Here is a 21,908-nt window from a genome sequence, read left to right on the forward strand (position 1 = left end):
TCGTAACAAGTGTAAGAGTGGTTTTATTTAGTTGCCCTCAAACGCTTCCTCCCACACAAAATGAACCAAATTACTCAAATTAAATGGACTATATTGGAATTTTACAGTATTATTTTACTAACATAGCTATTTAAAGGAGTTTGGAAATGCGGATTCAATATAATCAAGGTTTGTTCACACAAAATCGATATAACTACACGAAAACTGAATTAAATAGTACTTTAAATAAACTTTCTTCAGGCTATAAAATCAATCAAGCTGCTGACGATGCTGCCGGTTTAAGTATAAGTGAAAAAATGCGTGCACAAATTCGAGGATTGAATCAAGCTGGAGAGAACATTCAAGACGGACTGTCTTTAATTAACACAGCTGATGGTGGATTAGCCAATATCTTAGATCCAAATCTACAGCGTCTAAGAGAACTTGCAGTACAGGCTTCAAATGATACTTTAACAGATGAAGATAGACAAAAAGTTCAACAAGAGGTAGACCAAATAATAAAAGGAATACGTGATATTGCTTCAAACACGGAATTTAACGGTATGTATTTGCTTGCTGGAATGGCTGATAAAGACGGAAGTAGTATACCATCTGGTTCTTTAGCGCAATATGTTCAACAAGTTACAACGAGCGGAGGCGTAACGGATAAATATACATACAATTCAATAGATTATGCTAGTGCAATTATTGACTTTAACAATATTAACTCAGCTAGTGATATAGCTAATCTAGAAGGTAAAGGCGTTTACTATACTTGTTGTTCTTGTAATCAAGCCTATAGTATTAAATTTGTAAATGGTAATCCAGATACATCACGTTTAAATGATCCTAATCCCGTGATGGAAGTTGATGTGAGTACAATTACAAACAGAACTGATTTAGTCAATAAAATAATTGAAACAGCTTATGGTCAGCCAGGATTCGTGTATGATCCAACTCCAACTAATACGAATACATTACCAAGCGGTGCAACAAATTTTGTGAAGCACTATTCACAGTTAGCAGCTGATGGTGGGAAATTATATATATACGATTATAGACCCGAGTATGCTGGTATTAATTGGCCAATTAATGATAGTGGCGTGTTTGAACTTAATGTTTTTGGTGAAACAGAGCGAGACAAAAATTTGTTCTTACATTTAAATATACAAGTAGGGAGTAATTCTGGACAAAATGTTAGAGTATCCATACCGAATGTAACGGTGGAGCAACTTAATATCGATCCTCTACTCGTTAATTCTCAAGAGCATGCAAGTTCAGCTATTACTAAAGTTGACCATGCCATTATGAAAGCATCAAAAGCAAGATCAACAATAGGCGCCTATCAAAATATGTTTGAACACGCCTACAATAACATTAAAAACACTGAAGAAAACTTAACGAAAGCTGAGTCATCTTTACGCGATGCAGATATAGCAAAAGAAATGTCTAAATTAAAAAAAGATCAAGTTCTTTTACAATCATCTCAATCGATGATGGCACAAATTAATCAAATGAGCCAAGGCATTCTAGAAATACTAGGTTAATTATGAATAAATACAGCACTATTCCAATAAGGGATTAGTGCTGTTGTTTTTTAAACTGTTCTTATGATACGATTCCCGTAACATGGCCAAGCGTGGTTTTTATTTTATGATCGCATTTATTCAATACTTCCTAATAACATCGCTGATGCTAAAATTTATATTAATGGCCTGGCACATATAGAAATATTTTTACTTTTATTAAGCTTCTAATGTTTTATAAATCTTTTTGACTCTTTTTAATTGTGGTGCTGTTAGGTATTTTTCTCTTTTTCGTAACACTTTCAATAATTCCTCTTTATTTTCATCTGTTACGGCTAATAGCGTACTTTCCGAGTGCTGAGGAATTTCTTTTGGTCTGCAATTCTCAAGGTGATGAAGTAATATTGGAAAAATCACATCATTATTTTCCTTACTGACAGCCGCTAGTTTCGCAAGAGTTAGGACGCCTTTATCAATTGTAATAACTGAACCCTCTTTCATAGCACTTTTTAATATATTTAGATGAGCCATAATGGTTACTGATGTTACCTCGGCAATCGTTGCTAATGCCATCATTCCGCCCCAGACCAAACGATTATTAGGGCTCCTTAACAATTCTATAAAAGTCAGGACATACTTACTGATCAGTTCTGGTTTAACTTGCCCAATTTCGTACGCTACTTTAATACAATCGTATTGAATCTTTTTATCTTTGCAAGTTAGGCTTTCAATTATTTTTTCTATGCCCGTATAATTTTCTTCATGAACTAATTTATGTGCCAGCTCAATATTTGGCTCTTCATCATTTCGACTTAGTTGAGAAGCTAACAGGTCCACAACTGACATGATTATCCCCCATTTTAGAAATTTATTTAATGTATAAACATTATCACATTTTGCCCTTAACAAATCAGGTATCTTTATCACGGAATTAGTATCATTTAATATTAGACATATTATTGCAATATAAATGCCATGGACGAAATCAAATTAACACCTCCTTGTTCTTTTTCTCAAAAAAATCTATGTTACGATGATTTTACATTAACAACTAAGAACGCACATGGAGGATTAATAAATGCTTAAAAAAATAATTTCAATTGTACCAGTTGCATTGCTTTCGGCAACTTTAGGTGCTAATGCTCAAGCTGCAACAATTAACGTACAAAAAGGTGATACTCTTTGGGATTTATCTCGTGTACATCATACATCTGTAGAAAATATTAAAACATTGAATGATATTACTACTAACCTTATTCATCCTGGTGATGTCCTTACCATTGCACAACAATATACAGTTAAGCAAGGTGATACATTATGGGACATTGCCCTAGATCATCAAGTCTCTGTTTCGCAAATTAAAGAATGGAACCAATTACATACGGACCTGATTCATCCGGGTTTACATCTAACTATTATTGATGGTACCAAAACGAGTACGGCTGTAACTGACAAATCAATAAAACCTGCAGCTCATGCAGCAAAGGATACTACAACTTCAGTAACAAATAATACAACTGCAATGGAGAGTAAATCTGAAGAAACTGTTTCATCAACAAGTAATACTGCTTCAAAGGAGAGTGCACCTGAAGCAATTGCTCCATCAACAAATAATACTGCTTCAAAGGAGAATGCACCTGAAGCAATTGCTCCATCAACAAATAATACTGCTTCAAAGGAACTTATAGTAGAAGCTTCAGCCTATACGGCTTCATGTGAGGGGTGTTCCGGTATTACCGCTACTGGAATTAACCTTAAAACAAACCCAAATGCGAAGGTCATCTCAGTTGACCCAACTGTAATTCCACTGGGTAGTAAAGTTTATGTGGAAGGCTATGGTGAAGCAATTGCAGGGGATACTGGCGGTGCCATTAAAGGAAAACGAATCGATGTCTTTTTCCCTTCTCAACAAGATGCCATTAATTTTGGAGTAAAACAACTAAAGGTCACAATATTAGACTAACTTAACCAGCCTAATAAACAAAAAAAGAACCAGATTAGGTTCTTTTTTTCTTATTGATTCAGTTCTACACCATCTTTTTCTTTTAAATCTGGAACATATATAAAATGCATATTTCTTGGTGATAGTTCTTTAAAAAACCTCATTTACTTATGATACGGTTCACCCTTCATAATTCTAAAGCTTCGATAAACCTGCTCTACGAGTACGAGCTTCATGAGCTGGTGGGGTAAGGTCATTTTGCCGAAGGATTGTTGCTCATCGGCTCTTTTTAGGACGTCTTCGTGTAGGCCCAGGGAGCCGCCGATGACGAAGGCAATTTTGCTTTTGCCGTAGGTCATGAGAGATTCAAGATCAGCAGCCATTTGTTCAGAGGTTTTCATTTTACCATTGATAGCGAGAGCAATTACATACGTGTCTGCACTAATTTTAGCTAGTATCCGTTCTCCCTCTTTTTTCTTCACGATATCCATTTCAGCATCACTAAGTTGTTCGGGTGCTTTTTCGTCAGGAACCTCAATCAAATCCATTTTTGCATAGCCGCCTAGTCGTTTTACGTACTCATCGATCCCCATTTTTAAGTACTTTTCTTTTAACTTGCCGACTGATACAATCGTTATATTCACACGTTATCCACCTTTACAATTCATTTACAAACAAATTATCCACAAAAGTTATCAACATATCCACATACCATTGCTATATATTGTGTAAAGTTATTTACTTGATACAATATATTCTGCTGGCTGTTCACAGTAGCTACACTTTGTGGATAACTTTTTTTCCTCTTCGATTTTATCCATAATTGGGAACACTTTTTGCTCTGCTACAAACATGTCTAAAGCGTGTTCTATATGGCTTTCACAGCTGTATTTTTCCATTTTTTGATGTCTCCTTATTTTCCGAAATTTCCACAAACTTATTCACATTTCGGTCTATGTTATCCACAATCTATTGTATCAAAGGAATAGCATGTATGGAAGAAGTGCCTTTTTCCCACTGTTTATTGTATTAAATCAGTATTCACAATTTTCTAGTTATCCACAATATTTTATTAAAGAACTTCTCCATCTCCACAAAAAAGCAGCGGAGATTTTTTCAATCCCCACTGCTATTCATCCTCTTTACAATGAATTTCCGTTTGTTAATGTAAGTGTAAGTTCTACCAATTTACCTTGACGGTAAACTTTTAATGTTAATTGATCACCGATTTTTTTCTCATTATAAAGATGTTTACGTAAATCAATGGCTGTTTCAATTTTTTGACCATCCATTTCCACAATCACATCATATTGTTGGACTCCTGCTTTTGATGCTGGTGAGTTATTCATTACATCTGTAATCACAACACCAGTTGTCACTTCAGCTGGTAATTTTAATGTTTGTTGTTGGTAGAAGGCTGGAACATCTGTTAAGTCAGCTAATGAAATTCCCATTGTTGGACGTTTCATTTCACCATTTTTCTCTAGCTCCTCAATAATCGGAATGGCTGAATTAATTGGAATAGAGAAACCTAAACCTTCCACAGAGGATTCTGCAATTTTCATGGAGTTAATCCCTATTAACTCTCCAGCTAAATTGACAAGTGCTCCTCCACTATTCCCTGGATTAATGGCTGCATCTGTTTGTAATACTTCTTGCTGCCAGTCTTCTGTGCCATCACCGTTTAAGTCTACTGGTACAGAACGATCCTTACCTGAAACAACGCCTGTTGTCACAGAGCCATAGAAGTCTAAGCCAAGTGGATTACCTATTGCTATAACTGTTTCACCTTGTTTTAACACATCGGAGTTACCGAATGTCGCTACTGTTTTTACATTCTTTGAGCTAATTGAAATGACAGCAAGGTCTGTCCAAACATCATGGCCCACTAATTCCGCTTGCTCTTTTGTTCCATCAGGCATTGTGACCTCTAATTGTTTAGCTCCTTCAATAACGTGATTATTTGTTATGATAAAGGCTTTGTCACCTTCAATTTTATACACTACACCTGAACCGCTTCCCGCTTCTTTTGTTGTTGTTGATTGCGGGCTCCAAAATCCTCCACTTGTTACTTCTTGAATATTAGTAATACCCACAACGGCTGGAGAAGCTTTATCAACGGCTTTTGTAACATCCGTCGTTACCTCGGTGGCAACTTGATTAATCGTTGTATCGTTCTTCCCTGTATTACTTGATGTTGTACCTGGCATTTGATTGACCAGACCAGGCAACATCAGCCAAACAAGTAAGGCACCAATAATGACGCCGACCAAGCCACTAAAGAAATAGCCACCTTTTCCTCCGCCTCCACCTTTCTTTTTATGACGCTTGGCTTGCATTTCTTGCTCCTCGCGCTCTAATCTTTCTTGAAGAGGTGATTTCGGTATTTCATCATTTTTTAGGAAATCACTGTTTTTATCATCATCTTGAAAGTAACTCATGTTCCTCATCCTTTCCTATACTGCTTTTGTTAATTGTTACCCTAATCTTACGATTCAAACATTAAAATCAGATGAAAAACAAATAAAATGGACATAAAAATAGCTGCCCAATGCATTTATTAAAATGCGTCGAACAGCTTTAAGTTTTACCTAAATAACGAGTCGTTAAACCGTTACTAATTTGGTTGGCTCCTCTGCATCGGTATCAAAAAGATGAACATGCTCGCCAACCATAATGCCACAGGACTGTAAGGTTTGTGACACGCTCATGCGCGCCAGCTCTTTCATATTATTATCCTTACTTAAATGCGAAAGATAGATATTGGTCGTCTTATCAAATACAACCTCACTCATTGCAATCGCCGCATCCTCATTGGACACATGTCCTACATCGCTTAAAATACGGCGTTTAATGGACCAAGGATAACGTCCCATTTGAAGCATATTAACATCATGATTACTCTCAAAAACAAAGGAATCTGCTCCGCGTATAATACCCTTCATACGATCACTGACATACCCTGTATCTGTAATAATGACAAGCTTGCGACTACCTTCATGGAACGTGTAGAACATTGGATCTGCTGCATCATGCGAAACAGCAAAAGATTCAACGGCTAAAGAGCCAAAATGCTTCACTGTATCCATGTCAAATTCAAAACGTTGCTCTACAGGAATATCACCAACCAGGCCGTCCATTGCCTGCCATGTTTTGGCGTTTGCATAAATCGGTACATTATATTTTCGTGCCAGTACACCTATCCCTTTAATATGATCACTATGCTCGTGTGTAACGAAAATACCACTAAGCTGCTTCATATTACGATCAATTTTTATAAATAGCTGCTCCATCTTTTTCCCACTAAGACCAGCATCAACGATAAAGGCATAATCGTCATTCTCTACATAAATTGAATTCCCCGTACTGCCACTTGCTAAAACACTAAATCGCATTATTCAACTCCCCAGTCTTCTTCTTCGCCCTCTTGCTTGTCCTCCTGGATTTCAATGACTTTGCCTTCTACTGCATTGACAAAATACTCTTCTGTTTCTCCATCCGATAATTTCACTCTTACTTCCCATGTTGGCACTAATACCTGTGTACGAGTCAATTTAACAAGTGTTGAGTAACCTAACTTCATTTGCGTAATACGTGAGTCTGGCTTGAGCGGTCCTTTTGCATATAAAGTTTGAATAATTTGAAGTGGAGGAATGACAGTTTCCTGTTGTTCCATTTCTTCAATATTATCAATCATTGTTTGCTCATACATTGTTACTTCATTGTTGGTATTCCATTTAATTTTTAATGAACCATTGTAATAGAACATCCGGTTATTAGTTTTCTGGAAAAAAATTGCGATGCGCTCTTCGCGATCTACTTTCCATAAAGCATACGATGCTCCTTCATTTACGTTTGCAACAGCAAAGTCCGTAAAGCTTGCATCATCACTCACATTCCGTAATTTAACAGGCTTTAAGAAAATTGCACGAACTTTAGTATTCGTATTATCCCTAAATGTAATTTGTTGGTTGTTATTACTAAATTCATCTGTTGTGAATTTATGCACTTGAGCTGTCATATACGAAGCAAATTCAATATTATTTGGTAATGAGCCATACGTAATATTATCATCTTTTAAACGAGCTTCTATTGTTTTTTCACCTGGAACTTCAATATCTTTCGCCTCATTATAGCGATTTACATAAAGTGAATATAAGAAGATGTTTAGAATTAAAAAAACGAATATAAAAATAGATTTAGTTCTATTCCAATCCATTTTTAACACCTCCTAAAACTTCAGGGGTTAGTTTAATCCAAGATCCATTACGAATGACAAACCAACAAGGTTCAAATGTAAATATATTTAGTTCTTGATTTTGTGTTAAATAATAACCTAAAACAATTTCATCGATATCTGCTAAGGCAATATTATTCCCAACTTTTAATCTCTCAGCAATATCTGCTCCCGAAGATAATTCTTTGATTTCCTTTTCTGCTTCAATATCCATATCTAATGAGAAGTATGGACGCTTATAATGGAAAATCCGGCTATCTCCCCAAATTGTCGTCATTCGGGTAATGACATGATTGCTATAGACGGGTAAACCTTGCAAATATAATTGATAATCCATTTGATTTTTATTCGTGTTCGTTGAAGCATAACGAAAATCTGCAGTATATCCACCATGCTCGTTAATAAATTCAAAGCTATCTTTTAGAAGTTTTGAAGGCTCAATTCTAATACTGCTTTCTGCAGCTGGATAAACATAGTTTAATGACTTTAGATTTGTATCTAATGTCATTAATGACATACCATCTGTATATTTTTCAGAGGATGCACTTTCAACATTGCGCCGCACTATATTTGGATCTGTAAACAACACATTTTTAAATAATTCTGGTGTGATTTCTTCAATATAGTACGTAAATTTTACGGACTCCATTTTATTGTTATCTACATAAAGAGATGTTTGATTTTCTCGCTCAATTTCTTTAAAAGTGCCATATTTTTTTGCAGGCTCTATGACTTCCTGTATAAATTGGTTCATGTTTGGCACGCTGACATGTGAGCGGAATAATGATTGGTTATTACTACTAATGTAATAAACCATTAACTCTTTGCTGTTTGAATTACTCCAGTCAATAATCATACGATTGAAGGTTGTTTCTGGTAACTCTTTTTCAGCAAATTGAAAAATGGTGTTAAAGGCTGAAAATGGAACCTCACCAGTGAAAAAAATAGTCATTCGATGATCTGTGCCAATAATTTGATTCACATAATTGGGCGAAAGATTGTTGTTAACAGGCTCTAAATCTAGAACGTTCCAACCTTTAAATGTTTTCATCAAATTCTTCATGGCATTGTTAGATACTGTGCCTGTAAAATCCTCATCAAAACGGAAAATAGCCTTGTATGGACGAATAATATCCTCCATTTCCTTTTGCGGCTTAATTAAAATTTCCTTCCGTTCCGTATTTTCAATATATTTATAATCCGGTGTGTAAGTCCAAATCAAAAAAGTTAGAATCACACTTAGCATGACAAGTAGAAACAAAACGACAGATTTAACTGGCTCTATATATTTCATTCCCACTCACCTGCCTCACCAAATTCATCTGCATCGTATGGTAATGTGAAGAAAATTGTCGTGCCTTGCCCTTCCTCACTCTCAGCCCAAATCTTTCCGCCATGCGCTTCAATCATTTCCCGCGCAATAGCAAGCCCTAAGCCTGTTCCTCCCATGGAACGAGCACGGGCCCGATCGACACGATAGAAGCGATCAAAAATGCGGCTAACGTTTTCTTTAGGAATCCCCATTCCATCATCTGAAATCATGACTTTTAGCATGTCACCTTGTCCTGTGAAGCCAAAGCGAATATTCCCTCCGTCCGGTGAATATTTAATGGCATTCGAAATGATATTATCAATGACCTGTGTCACCTTATCCGTATCAATTTCTACGTAAAAGGAGGTTTCAGGGAATAGTCGTGCAAACTGTACTTTATCTGACTTAGACATTTCAAATCGATCGATAATTCGGTTAAAGAATGAATTAAATAAGACAATATCTTTGTTTAACTCATAGTCTGAACTATCCATACGTGATAATTGCAATAAATCATTGACTAGTCGAATCATACGTTCTGTTTCAGTTTGCGTTACATTTAAAAATGTAGGAGCAATATTTTCATCCTTCCATGCCCCGTCTGCTAGTGCCTCTAAATAACTACGCATAGTCGTTAATGGTGTTCTTAATTCATGTGATACATTCGATACAAACTCGCGACGATCCATTTCTATCTTTTCCTGCTCTGTTATATCGTGTAATACAGTAATAAGACCATTAATAAAGCCTGTCTCTTTTTGAATAACAGAGAAATTGGCACGTAATATATAAGGTGCATCTGATGTACTAAAATTTAAATTGATAGCATCGCTCATATGAATTAAATCTTCAAAGCTATATTCCTGATCAATCCCCAATACCGAGGCAATGGGACGACCTAATGTAATATCTCGTGAAATATGCAGTAACTCTAGCGCTGGGTCATTAATTAAAATGATACGCCCCTTACGATCGGTCGCTATAACGCCATCTGTCATATTACTAAGAACTGAGTCTAACTTTCGCCGCTCCGCATCAGTAGTGGATTGTGCCTCTTGCAAACGATTGGTTAAATGATTAAAGGTAACGGCAAGCTGACCTATTTCATCTGTACCGTATACCCTTACCTTGCGAGAATAGTTGCCCTTTGCCATCGCTTGAGCCTGCTTTCGCATATCAGCAATTGGTTGTGTTATTGTTCGAGCAACGAGAATACCTAAAAAGATAGTAAAGACTAACGACATAGCTGTGCCGCCAAGGAAAATACGGTTAATTTCGTTCATTTGTTCAAAAACGGATTCTATATTCGCTTCAATATATAGAACACCGATAATTTCATCATCTGGCCCTGCGCCAGCTCGAATGGGGTTCGCCAATACCCATACTCGATTCCTCGTTTTGTTATCGAGTTTTATAATATCAAAGAGCGTTTCAGCAGATATCGCACGACGCACAAGGTCCGTGTTAGAGCGTTGTCCTATTAAATTTTGATTCTCGAGCTCAGATGTAGCAAGTATTCTTTGTCTATCATCAATGACACGAATTTCTAAAATATCACCATTAGAAACATCTCTTAAACCAGTTGAAAACTCCATAACGATTGACTTCAAGCTTTCCTCTAGTTTAGGCATGCTTTCGTCTCGTTCCTTTAAAATTTCCTCACGAAGACTATATTGCATCAGGTCAACTCGCTGAAAAATAGAATCTTGGAAGTTGCTCTTCAAATTTTGTTCTAACTGACGGGCAAAATAAATACCGATAATTTGTAAAGCAAGCAATATTAATAAAATATAAATCAGCACTAGTTTGACATGTATGGATTTAAAGAAGCTCACTTTCTGCATTCCTATTACTCCTGTTCAGGATTTCGTAAATAATAACCTACACCACGTCTTGTGACAATCCAAGCAGGGTGACTAGGATTATCCTCGATTTTTTCACGTAAACGACGAATTGTTACGTCAACAGTACGAACGTCACCAAAGTAGTCATAGCCCCATACCGTTTGTAATAAATGTTCACGTGTCATTACTTGTCCAATATGTTTACCTAAATAATGTAGCAGCTCAAATTCTCGATGGGTAAGCTCAATAGCCTCATCACGCTTCATTACTAAATAAGCATCTGGTTGAATAACAAGGGATCCTACAACAATTTCGTTTGATTCCTCTTCTGCCTCTTCTGCTGCTGGTGCAGCAACCTGTAAACGTCGCATATTAGCCTTTACACGAGCAATAAGCTCTCGTGTACTAAATGGCTTAGTGACATAATCATCTGCGCCCATTTCTAAGCCTAATACTTTATCAATCTCAGAGCCTTTAGCCGTCAGCATTATAATAGGGAAGTCATATTTTTTCCGTATCTCTCTACACACTTCCATACCATCGCGCTTTGGCAGCATGATATCTAGTAGCATTAAATCTGGTTGCTCCTCCTCAACCTTCTTTAGTGCCTCATCACCATCATACGCACATATCACTTTATATCCTTCTTTTATTAAATTAAATTGCAGAATATCTGCGATTGGTTTTTCATCATCAACAACTAAAATTGTTTTGTTCATTCATTCTCTCCCTTTCGTTTTTTATCTATTCTTAAACATGTTGTATTTGTAAGTTCACTACTCTTAACTCTATCATGCTTTCAGTTTCCTTGCATTAATCGTTCATCAATCACTTTAAATACTTTGACATAATGGGCTATATTTCAACAAATATTTCTCGGGAAATAATAGAAAAGACAGCCCACTATTTGGACTGTCTACTATTCAAAATGTTTATCGACCTACATATGATAACGGATTAACTAATGAACCGTTCTTTTCAACTTCAAAGTGTAAATGTGTACCTGTCGAATTTCCAGTAGAACCCATAATACCGATAACGGAACCCTTTTCCACTACTTGTCCCACTTCAACATTAATAGAAGATAGATGTCCATAAAGCGTTGTATAACCATTATTGTGATTAATAACAATGCGATTACCATAAGTACCCGACGTACCAGCTGCACTAACTACACCATTATCAGCTGCCAAAATATTGTAATTACTTGGACGAGCAATATCGATTCCACGGTGGAAGGCACCCCAACGTTCGCCCATACCACTTGAGATATAGCCTCCTACTGCTGGCCATGAAAATTCACCTGTGCCACGTGAAGAGATTACCTTTGTCCCAACTACTTCAATTTGGTCCACTGGCTCTTGGATAACTTTTTCTTCTAATGCAACTTTTGCTGTTTGCTTACCATTTTCAGACGTTAGGGCGTATGTTGTTTCTTTTTTACCATTAGCGCCTTCTTGCTTGATGACCTTTTCACCTTTATACATAGTAGGATCTTCTTCCACTACTTTTTTGAATGGAATCACATCTGCTACTTTCTTTTTCTTTTTAACCTCAAGATTTACAAATGGCTTTGCCACCGTTACATTCAATTCCTGTCCAACTTGTAAAACAGTATCAACTGTTACTTCAGGGTTTAGAGCTAGCAGCTCACTTGTAGTTAAATTATGCTTTTTAGCGACAGAACCTAATACATCACCTGATTCAATTTTATAGCTATCTTGTTCAAGGTAGCCTGTCATTAAATAGTTTACGGCTTGCTCAGGTGTTAAGATTTGAGTTGGTGTAACTTTTTGTGATATTCCTGAAACATCCTGTTTAAACGAAATATCTAAAAGTCGTGATTCTCCAGCTTGTAATTCTGGTAAATTATTTGTAGATTGGTTTTTCGCTAATTTATCTAACTCTGGCTGAGAAATATATTGTAGCTTCAACAGTTGAACCGTTTTTTCATAGGCTTCTGTATTTTTTAATGATACGACTGGCTTATGATTTACTAGTATTGTAAACGCATCCGATTTCGCTACTAAAGATTGCTTAAGTTTTGATAATGTATCTGCATCTTTTGTTTCATTTGTAAAAACTTGTTCTGGGATTATTTTAACAGATGAGCTAGCATCCATAGATAACTCTTTGAATTGCTGACTCGCTTCTTTTTCTTTTGAAGTAATAACTTCTTGAATAGCATTCTCGTCAGACACTGCACCAATATAGTCATTTCCCACATAGACATGGTATATTTTATTTAAATTTTCTTTCGTATGTTCTTTAGCAAAACCCATATTTATCGTTAGGCTCGTCATTAAAACTGCAATGATCGAAACCTTTTTAAAAGAAGAAAAATTGTAGGTGAATCTATTGTTTTCTTCTTTTTTATTCCAAAACGAATTCATCAATAAAGCCCCTTCCAACTTTCCCTTGTGATAGGATGATTTACCCACAAGGAATTTTTGCACCCTTATAATGTATCATAAAGAAAATAGCGTTTGAATGATTTCACTCTTTTGTAATGTAAATGTATTATTTATCTACTAATTGTTACATAGAATATATTTTATTTAGTTGATAAATACTGTATTTTTATTCATAAAATGGGCATTCAACAACGCTATTTACCTTATTAAAAATCATATACTTAGCCATTGCTATAGTATTCTATTATTTTTTTCAAGTGAATTTAGGCATAACACTTTTTACTTTTTTAATATTCCGATAAAATATAAAAGAAGGCACATTATGGATTGGAGCGATTAAATTGAGTGATTCACAGACCTCTGATATGGCAACAAAATTGTTGCGGCATCAGAAAAGTAACATGCGTAAAACATTTCTAAGGATTATTATGGTATCGTTAGGTGCAATCATTATGGCTTTGGGCTTAGAGTTATTTTTAGTACCCAACCACATTATGGATGGAGGCATCGTAGGTGTTTCCATTATTACATCTCATTTATTAAATTTACCCCTTGGTATTTTCATCTTCATTTTAAACTTACCTTTTATTTTTTTAGGCTACAAACAAATTGGTAAAACCTTTGCGCTGTCTACAGGGCTAGGTATTACTGTACTCTCTACTGCAACACTTGCCTTACATAACCTACATCCATTTACGGAAGATACATTATTGGCCACCGTTTTTGGTGGGATGATTTTAGGAGTTGGTGTCGGTATTGTCATTCGTTATGGCGGTTCTTTGGACGGAACTGAAATATTGGCTATTTTATTTAATAGTAAGACTCCTTTTTCAGTTGGTGAAATAATTATGTTCTTCAACATTATTATTTTTGCAGTGGCAGGATTTGTTTTTAACTGGGAACAAGCTATGTACTCCATCATTGCATACTATATTGCTTATAAAATGATTGATATTGTAATTCAAGGGTTGGAAGAATCAAAATCAGTTTATATCATAAGTGATGCTATTGATGAAATTGGACAAACCATTATGGATCGACTTGGCCGTGGTGTCACTTTCCTTCATGGTGAAGGGGCTTATACAGGAAATGATAAAAAGGTCATCTTTACTGTTATTACTCGCTTAGAAGAGTCGAAGCTGAAAACCATTGTTGCGGATATCGATGACAATGCATTTTTAGCCATTGGTAATATAGCAGAGGTAAAAGGTGGTCGTTTCAAGAAGAAAGATATTCACTAAGAAAAGGGCGTACCATCCATGGCACGCCCTTTTTATTGTATTTATTTTATTATGCTTCCCACACATCTACTAAAACGTTTGTTTGCTCACGAGCAGGACCAACTGAGAAAGTAGCAATTTGAATACCTGTTAATTCACTAACACGCTCTACATAGCGTCGTGCATTTTCAGGTAGCTCTTCTAAAGTACGGCATGCTGTTACGTCCTCAGACCAGCCTGGAAGTTCTTCATAGATCGGTTCACATTGTTCAATAATATGAAGGTTTGCTGGATACTCTGTAATTGTTTCACCTTTATAGTTATAGGCTGTACAGATTTTTACTGTCTCTAAACCAGATAAAACATCAATTGAGTTAAGTGCCAGATGTGTAATACCACTTACACGACGTGAGTGACGAACAACTACCGTATCGAACCAACCTACACGACGTGGACGGCCTGTTGTTGTACCATATTCACGACCAACTTCACGAATTTGCTGACCTACTTCATCAAATAATTCTGTAGGGAATGGACCATCACCTACACGAGATGTATAAGCTTTAGATACCCCAATAACGCTTGTTACAAGTGAAGGACCAACACCAGCACCAATCGCTACACCACCTGCAACAGGATTTGAAGATGTAACATATGGATACGTACCTTGATCGACATCAAGCAAAATACCTTGAGCGCCTTCAAATAATACTTTACCACCTTCATCAAGTACATCATTCAAAATTTTAGAAGTATCTGTCACATATTTTGCGATTTCTTGGCCATAACCATAGTATTCCTCAAAAATCTCTTCGAAAGTAACACCTTCTACTTCATAGAATTTCTCGAATAATTTATTTTTAATGGCTAAATTATGACGTAGTTTTTCTTCAAAAATATCCTTATCAAGTAAATCAGCCATACGGATACCAATACGAGCTACTTTATCTTGATAGCATGGTCCGATCCCTTTACAAGTTGTCCCGATTTTATTATCACCGCGGCTTTCTTCATCCGCAATATCTTGTTTTATATGATAAGGCAGAATAACATGTGCACGATTAGAAATACGTAAATTATCTGTATTAATGCCACGCTCTTGTAAGCCTTTTAGTTCTGTTACTATTGATTTTGGATTGACAACTAATCCATTACCAATAACTGAAGTTTTTTCTTTATAGAAGATACCTGATGGAATTAAATGTAGTTTATATGTTTCACCATCTATTTTAATGGTATGTCCTGCATTATCTCCACCTGCAAAACGAGCGATTGCATCGGCTTTTTGCGAAAGGAAATCTGTAATTTTACCTTTTCCTTCGTCTCCCCACTGTGTTCCTACAACTACTACTGATGTCATAATCAGCACCTCCGTTAGATACCTGTGTATCTCAATTTTTTAGCCTCAATCATTGTAACAATGATAGAAACACCTCGTCAATAAAAAATAGTGAAAAAACACGAACATAAAATCAAAAAATCTGATTCAACGTTCGTGTTTAATAACAGAATGGTATGAATATTATCGAACATTCAGATTAATTCAGTCTAAGGTTAATTTGTAGAGGCAATTTATCTGAATGACGCACATGATTAATCACGTGATGGTGGCGGTGGCATTTGTGACCAATCCACATTAATGAATTTATTGAACTCTTTTTTAAAGGCAAGTGTAACTGTCCCGGTTGGACCATTACGTTGCTTTGCAATAATAATTTCGATCATATTTTTACTTTCAGACTCTTTATCGTAATAGTCATCACGGTATAAAAAGGCTACAATATCAGCATCCTGCTCAATACTCCCCGATTCACGTAAGTCACTCATCATCGGACGTTTATCTTGTCGTTGCTCTACTCCACGAGATAGCTGCGATAAGGCAATAACAGGGACCTTTAATTCACGTGCTAGTCCTTTTAGCGATCGTGAAATCTCTGATACCTCTTGCTGACGGTTCTCGCCTGGTTTCCCACTACCTTGAATAAGCTGTAAATAATCAATAAGAATCATTCCAAGCCCATTTTCTTGTGCTAAACGTCGACATTTTGCACGAATCTCATTAATACGTACACCCGGTGTATCATCAATAAAAATCCCTGAATTCGATAAACTTCCCATTGCCATAGTTAGTTTACCCCAATCTTCCGTAGTTAAAGCACCTGTACGTAAAACTTGTGCATCAATATTTCCTTCTGCACATAGCATACGCATGACAAGTTGCTCTGCCCCCATCTCTAAAGAGAAGATTGCAACATTCTCTCGTGCCTGTACGGCAACACTTTGCGCAACATTTAATGCAAAGGCAGTTTTCCCTACGGATGGACGGGCAGCTACAATAATTAAATCATTGCGTTGGAAGCCAGCAGTAATGTTATCCAAATCACGGAAGCCTGTCGGTATCCCCGTTACATCTCCCTTTTGTGATTGAAGTTGCTCAATGTTATCGAAGGTTTCCACTAGCACGTCTTTCACATGCTTAAAGTCCCCTGCATTCTTCCGATTGGCAACCTCCATCATTTTTTTCTCTGCTTCGCCTAGTAATGCCTCTACTTCGTCTTCGCGTGTGTAACCATCCTCAACAATTTTAGTAGCGACACGAATCAATCGACGTAATAGTGCCTTTTCCTCAACGATTTTGGCATAATGAGCGACGTTGGCAGCTGTAGGGACAGCATTGGCGAGCTCTAGTAAATAGGATAGCCCGCCAACGTCTTCAATCTCTTTTTTAGCTGATAATTCTTCTGTAACTGTAACAACATCTATCGCTTTTCCTTGATCGCTTAACCGTAACATTGTTTCAAAAATCTTCTTATGGGCGTTTAAATAAAAATCATCTGCCAATAAAATTTCGGATGCTGTGATTAATGATTGTGGCTCAAGGAAAATTGCACCGATAACCGATTGCTCCGCCTCCCGGTTATGCGGTGGAACGCGGTCCATCATCGGTTCGTTCATGGATCGTCGCTCCTTATTCTTCCGTTACATGTACTTTTAATGTAGCTGTTACTTCATGATGTAGTTTTACAGGAACATTTGTAAAGCCTAGTGCACGAATTCCATCATTTAAAGTCATTTTACGTTTATCAATTTTAATGCCATGCACTTTTTGTAAGGCATCAGCAATTTGCTTGGTAGACACTGAACCAAATAGACGACCGCCTTCACCAGACTTTGCTTTTAGCTCAACTGTTAATGTTTCTACTTTTTCTTTTAACGCTTGTGCTTCTGCTAATTCAGCTGCAGCATTTTTTGCTTCTAATTTTTTCTGACCATCTAATTGACTTAGTGCTTGAGCGTTTGCTTCTGCTGCATAACCATTTTTAATTAAGAAATTTTGTGCGTAACCATCTGCTACGTTTTTAATTTCACCTTTTTTTCCTTTTCCTTTAACGTCTTTTAAAAATACTACTTTCATTAGTCAGAACTCCCTTCAAAGACCTCTTCTATGGCCTCTTCTAATTGTTTTTTCACGTTATCAATGGTTTTGGCTTCTATTTGACAGGCGGCGTTCGTTAAATGACCACCACCTCCAAGTCTTTCCATAATAAGCTGGACATTGACTTCGCCTAGTGATCGGGCACTAATTCCTATTTTTCCATCTGCCCGATGTGCAATAACAAAGGATGCACCAACATCCTTCATAGTTAGTAAAATATCGGCTGTTTGTGCAATTAAGACAGAGTCATACACTTTCGATTCCTCACCTACAGCCACAGCAATTCCTGGCTTTACGAATTTAACCGTTTGCACTATTTTTGATCGTTCAATATAGGTGTCTACATCTTCTTTTAAAAGACGTTGCACTAATACTGTATCCGCACCATTCGTCCGTAGATACGAGGCAGCTTCAAACGTACGTGCTCCCGTTCGAAGTGTAAAGCTCTTCGTATCGACAATAATACCCGCTAGTAGTGCAGTAGCCTCTAGCATATTAATCTTTGCACGCTTCGGCTGATATTCTAATAACTCAGTTACAAGCTCAGCAGTTGATGAGGCATACGGTTCCATATAAACAAGTGTTGGATTTTCAATAAAATCCTCACTTCTTCGATGATGGTCGATGACAACAACCTTTTCAGCTAATTTTAATAGGTGTGCATCAATAACTAAATTAGGTTTATGTGTATCCACAATAACAAGCAAAGATTTTTCAGTCATTTTCCCTGCAGCTTCCTCTGGTGTTAGGAAGTTTTCATAGAAATCTGATTTACTCTCTATTTCATTCATTAAACGTGTAACACTACCATTTAATTCATCAAAATTTATGATGACATAGCCCTTCACATCATTCATTTGTGCCATTTTCCGAACACCTACAGACGCACCAATCGAGTCCATATCAGGACTTTTATGTCCCATAACAAACACTTGATCACTATCTTGGATTAAATCTCGTAATGCATGTGAGATAACGCGCGCTCTAACACGTGTGCGCTTTTCAACTGGATTAGTTTTCCCGCCATAGAATTTTAGCTTTCCTGTAGGTTGCTTGATTGCAACTTGGTCACCACCACGTCCTAATACAAGATCAAGACTTGATTGTGCCAATTCACCAAGCTCCACTAGGGAGGACGAACCCGCTCCTACACCAATACTTAAAGTTAAAGATAAATTCTTTTGCGCTGTTTTTTCTCGGATAACATCTAAAATAGCAAATTTTTTCTTTTCAAGCTCTGTTAAAATCGATTCATTTAATACTGCTAAAAAACGATCTGATGATATTCGTTTTACAAAAACACCGTGCTCAGCAGCCCATTCATTGACGATTGAAGTAACCATCGTATTCGTTAAACTACGTGGTTGGTCATCCATGGCCTGCGTAATTTCATCGTAATTATCAACAAATAAAATAGCGATAACTGTACGATCTGCAAAGTATTGCTTCTCAATAGCAATCTGCTCAGTAATATCAAAGAAGTATAGTAATCGTTCCTCTTTTTTATAATATACTCGATATTTCCGATCACGTAATGTAATTGTAGCCTCATTTGTTTCTTCAGTCTTCATTAGTACGTAGATATCATCAGAAATATTAACAATTCCTTCTCCGACTAATGATTCCATATTTAAAATACCTTGCATATATGGATTCGACCATTCTATTTCATATTGCTCGTTCACCAACAGTATCCCAATTGGCATTTCAAGCAATGCTTCTTCCCCTACTTTTTTCATGCGGAATGATATGGATTCTATATGCTTTTCAGTTTCTTCAAAAGCAATCTTTTCCACCTTCCATGTGTAGACCATCAGTAAAGCAAATCCTATTCCATAACCGATACCTATCCCGATATTCCAAATACATAGAAGTACGAACGTCACAATTCCAAAAATGGAAAGAACAAAAAGCGGATAGCGAATTGGTCGTTTTCTAAAAGTCCCCATTACAATCAGCCCCTTATTCTTTAGTCTTCCCCTTTACAAGTGAACGTACGTCAAAACCTAAATCAACGATACCTAGTAAGATCATGAAGGATGATAATGGAATCGCTAATAAAGTAGCAACCCATTTAACCCCGTTTGGCATCCCTTTTCTAGAAATGAAATAATGGATAAATGATATCCCTTGTAGAATGAGTAACACCCATAAAATATAAGAAACATTCAATACGATTATATCTAGTGTAGAACCAGCCTCTGGACGCATAAATAAATTAATGCATAAAACGATCATGTAGTACCATAAAATAGAGCGTGGTAAGCGCATATTTTGGAATGGCGCAAACTTTGGAACATCCACACCAAGTCGTTTTAAAGCTGGCAAATTTAGCGCTATGATAATAAATGCACCAAAAAATGCTGATATTGTTATTGTTGCAGGCATTGTCAGCTCAATCGTGTTAAACATAGCCTCTAGCTGTTCGGGCTTTATCGCCACTTGCCCTGTAACGTTTTTCGCAAATTCATTTGATTGCTCATAATTTTTGCGAGCCATCTCTAGACTCATGCTAATGAAGTCAATTCCTGCAAGTTTTACATAGGCAACATAAACAAGTGCCATCGAGATTAGATTAGCAATCCCCGTTGACATAAATAAATAAAGCTTACTCTTCTTCTGATAAATGGCGTTCCCCATTACGACGCCCAGCAACCCCATTACAAAGGCAAATGGTAACATCGATAGTCCACTCGTTATAGTGGTTAAAATACAGCCTACTATTGCTACGAGTATTGATGAGGAACGTTTGTAATTTGCACTATACCAAGCAATCGGTAGAGGAGCGAATATTAAAGCTACTATAAAAACGAATGGTACATATGCGGAAATCAGCATTAATATTGTAAAAAGTGCAACCATCATCGAGCCTTGGACAAGCGCTTTTGTTTGATTATTCGGCATTGAAAACCTTCCTTTTTTTCAGTCAAACTTACTACCCTTTATTGTACCATTTTTTCATAGTATTGAACAAAAATCGCTTAGATCACTATATGCTTTATTATGAATTTTATCTAAAAAACGTCTACTTCAATTTTCGATAAAAAAAACCAGCATACCCGATACGAATATCGTAATATGCTGGTATTCAAAATTGATGTAAGGTTAATCCCTTAACGTCATCAATCTTATTTGTCTTCTGCTACGAATGGAAGTAATCCCATGATACGAGATACTTTGATAGCTGAAGTTAATTTACGTTGGTACTTTGCACTTGTGCCAGTTACGCGACGTGGTAAAATTTTACCGCGCTCAGAGATGAATTTTTTTAATAAATCTACATCTTTGTAGTCGATGTGCGTAATATTGTTTGAAGTGAAGTAGCAAACTTTACGGCGTTTGCGGCCTCCGCGACGTGGTGCCATAGTGTGTCTCCTCCTTATCTTTTTTTATTGTAGAAGCATTAGAATGGAAGATCATCCTCAGATACTTCTATCGGACCTTTGCTATTAGCAAATGGATCCTCATCTACACGTGTATAGTTTGGCTGATTCATAGGTGGTTGATTTTGCTGATAAGCATCGCCGCCATAGGAACCCTGTCCTGGCATAGCGCCACCAAACTGCTGTTGTGGTTGACTACCGCCATATGACTGTTGGTTATTACCGTAAGTTTGTCCACCACCGTATTGAGGAGCAGGAGCACCGCTACCATTACGTGGTTCTAAAAACTGTACGCTATCCGCCACAACATCTGTTGTATACACTCGCTTACCGTCTTGTCCTTCATAACTGCCTGTCTGGATACGACCTTCTACCCCAATTAAACTTCCTTTTCGCATGAAGTTCGCTAGGTTTTCAGCCTGTTTTCGCCATGCAACACAGTTAATGAAATCAGCTTCACGTTCACCTTGTTGATTTGAGAATGCACGATTCACAGCAACTGTAAATCTTGTAGACGCAATACCATTTGGTGTATAACGTAGCTCAGGATCTTTTGTTAGTCTTCCAACTAATACGACACGGTTTATCATCAGAATGCAACCTCCTTTTCAGCGT

20 protein-coding genes are annotated in these 21,908 nt (G+C 36.8%); 3 read left to right on the top strand and 17 right to left on the bottom strand.

The window, feature by feature from the left end:
• Positions 1 to 146: 146 nt before the first annotated feature.
• A complete protein-coding gene (locus MKY88_RS23785; RefSeq protein WP_340814788.1) occupies positions 147 to 1,526 on the top strand; it encodes a flagellin in 1,380 nt (459 codons plus the stop codon).
• Positions 1,527 to 1,724: 198 nt separating this feature from the next.
• On the opposite strand, the gene MKY88_RS23790 is transcribed toward MKY88_RS23785, so the two are convergent.
• Complete coding sequence (locus MKY88_RS23790; protein WP_340814789.1) at positions 1,725 to 2,351, bottom strand: hypothetical protein; 627 nt, start codon at positions 2,349 to 2,351, stop codon at positions 1,725 to 1,727.
• Between the two features lie 232 nt (positions 2,352 to 2,583).
• On the opposite strand from MKY88_RS23790, the gene MKY88_RS23795 reads away from it, so the two are divergent.
• Positions 2,584 to 3,468, top strand: a complete 885-nt coding sequence (locus tag MKY88_RS23795; RefSeq protein WP_328201651.1) for a LysM peptidoglycan-binding domain-containing protein — start codon at positions 2,584 to 2,586, stop codon at positions 3,466 to 3,468.
• Positions 3,469 to 3,611: 143 nt separating this feature from the next.
• Here the strand turns inward: MKY88_RS23795 and rlmH are convergent, their stop codons facing one another.
• The 9 genes from rlmH to MKY88_RS23840 all read right to left on the bottom strand — a co-directional run bounded on the left by rlmH (position 3,612) and on the right by MKY88_RS23840 (position 13,233).
• Positions 3,612 to 4,091, bottom strand: coding sequence for a 23S rRNA (pseudouridine(1915)-N(3))-methyltransferase RlmH (gene rlmH, locus MKY88_RS23800; protein ID WP_008177921.1), 480 nt, complete (start codon positions 4,089 to 4,091; stop codon positions 3,612 to 3,614).
• Between the two features lie 90 nt (positions 4,092 to 4,181).
• Complete coding sequence (locus MKY88_RS23805; protein ID WP_008177923.1) at positions 4,182 to 4,346, bottom strand: CxxH/CxxC protein; 165 nt, start codon at positions 4,344 to 4,346, stop codon at positions 4,182 to 4,184.
• 243 nt (positions 4,347 to 4,589) lie between these two features.
• Entirely contained in the window at positions 4,590 to 5,888 is a 1,299-nt protein-coding gene (locus tag MKY88_RS23810; protein WP_025115726.1) for a S1C family serine protease, read from the bottom strand.
• A gap of 165 nt (positions 5,889 to 6,053) precedes the next feature.
• On the bottom strand, positions 6,054 to 6,842 hold the full coding sequence (locus MKY88_RS23815) for an MBL fold metallo-hydrolase (protein ID WP_258269756.1): 789 nt from the start codon (positions 6,840 to 6,842) through the stop codon (positions 6,054 to 6,056).
• Positions 6,842 to 7,666 (bottom strand): two-component system regulatory protein YycI, encoded by an 825-nt coding sequence (locus MKY88_RS23820; protein ID WP_258269757.1) that lies wholly within the window; start codon positions 7,664 to 7,666, stop codon positions 6,842 to 6,844. Before MKY88_RS23820 ends, MKY88_RS23815 begins: the two co-directional genes overlap by 1 nt.
• Positions 7,653 to 8,978, bottom strand: coding sequence for a YycH family regulatory protein (locus tag MKY88_RS23825; RefSeq protein ID WP_328201660.1), 1,326 nt, complete (start codon positions 8,976 to 8,978; stop codon positions 7,653 to 7,655). Before MKY88_RS23825 ends, MKY88_RS23820 begins: the two co-directional genes overlap by 14 nt.
• Positions 8,975 to 10,840: a cell wall metabolism sensor histidine kinase WalK gene (gene walK / locus MKY88_RS23830; protein ID WP_328201664.1), complete on the bottom strand. Its 1,866-nt coding sequence runs from the start codon at positions 10,838 to 10,840 to the stop codon at positions 8,975 to 8,977. Before walK ends, MKY88_RS23825 begins: the two co-directional genes overlap by 4 nt.
• Positions 10,841 to 10,845: 5 nt before the next feature.
• Positions 10,846 to 11,559, bottom strand: coding sequence for a response regulator YycF (gene yycF / locus MKY88_RS23835; protein ID WP_008177934.1), 714 nt, complete (start codon positions 11,557 to 11,559; stop codon positions 10,846 to 10,848).
• A gap of 213 nt (positions 11,560 to 11,772) precedes the next feature.
• Positions 11,773 to 13,233, bottom strand: coding sequence for a M23 family metallopeptidase (locus MKY88_RS23840; protein ID WP_340814790.1), 1,461 nt, complete (start codon positions 13,231 to 13,233; stop codon positions 11,773 to 11,775).
• A 386-nt stretch (positions 13,234 to 13,619) separates the two neighbouring features.
• Between MKY88_RS23840 and MKY88_RS23845 the strand changes: the two genes are divergently transcribed.
• Positions 13,620 to 14,495, top strand: a complete 876-nt coding sequence (locus MKY88_RS23845; RefSeq protein ID WP_193833789.1) for a YitT family protein — start codon at positions 13,620 to 13,622, stop codon at positions 14,493 to 14,495.
• Positions 14,496 to 14,544: 49 nt separating this feature from the next.
• On the opposite strand, the gene MKY88_RS23850 is transcribed toward MKY88_RS23845, so the two are convergent.
• The 7 genes from MKY88_RS23850 to ssb all read right to left on the bottom strand — a co-directional run bounded on the left by MKY88_RS23850 (position 14,545) and on the right by ssb (position 21,883).
• Positions 14,545 to 15,834 carry an adenylosuccinate synthase gene (locus MKY88_RS23850; RefSeq protein WP_008177939.1) on the bottom strand — a complete coding sequence of 430 codons (1,290 nt, stop codon included), beginning with the start codon at positions 15,832 to 15,834 and terminating at the stop codon, positions 14,545 to 14,547.
• 233 nt (positions 15,835 to 16,067) lie between these two features.
• Positions 16,068 to 17,429 (bottom strand): replicative DNA helicase, encoded by a 1,362-nt coding sequence (dnaB, locus tag MKY88_RS23855; protein ID WP_008177941.1) that lies wholly within the window; start codon positions 17,427 to 17,429, stop codon positions 16,068 to 16,070.
• A gap of 13 nt (positions 17,430 to 17,442) precedes the next feature.
• Entirely contained in the window at positions 17,443 to 17,889 is a 447-nt protein-coding gene (gene rplI, locus MKY88_RS23860) for a 50S ribosomal protein L9 (protein WP_008177943.1), read from the bottom strand.
• The gene (locus MKY88_RS23865) at positions 17,889 to 19,859 is read right to left on the bottom strand and encodes a DHH family phosphoesterase (RefSeq protein WP_258269761.1); all 1,971 of its coding nucleotides are present in this window, start codon (positions 19,857 to 19,859) and stop codon (positions 17,889 to 17,891) included. The genes rplI and MKY88_RS23865 overlap by 1 nt, the downstream gene beginning before the upstream one ends.
• A gap of 13 nt (positions 19,860 to 19,872) precedes the next feature.
• Positions 19,873 to 20,814: a YybS family protein gene (locus MKY88_RS23870; protein ID WP_328201676.1), complete on the bottom strand. Its 942-nt coding sequence runs from the start codon at positions 20,812 to 20,814 to the stop codon at positions 19,873 to 19,875.
• A 224-nt stretch (positions 20,815 to 21,038) separates the two neighbouring features.
• A complete protein-coding gene (gene rpsR / locus MKY88_RS23875) occupies positions 21,039 to 21,275 on the bottom strand; it encodes a 30S ribosomal protein S18 (protein WP_004233359.1) in 237 nt (78 codons plus the stop codon).
• 38 nt (positions 21,276 to 21,313) lie between these two features.
• Positions 21,314 to 21,883 (bottom strand): single-stranded DNA-binding protein, encoded by a 570-nt coding sequence (ssb, locus tag MKY88_RS23880; RefSeq protein WP_069483109.1) that lies wholly within the window; start codon positions 21,881 to 21,883, stop codon positions 21,314 to 21,316.
• Positions 21,884 to 21,908 lie beyond the last annotated feature (25 nt).

This window comes from Lysinibacillus sp. FSL R7-0073 (assembly GCF_038009065.1).
GTDB lineage: Bacteria > Bacillota > Bacilli > Bacillales_A > Planococcaceae > Lysinibacillus > Lysinibacillus fusiformis.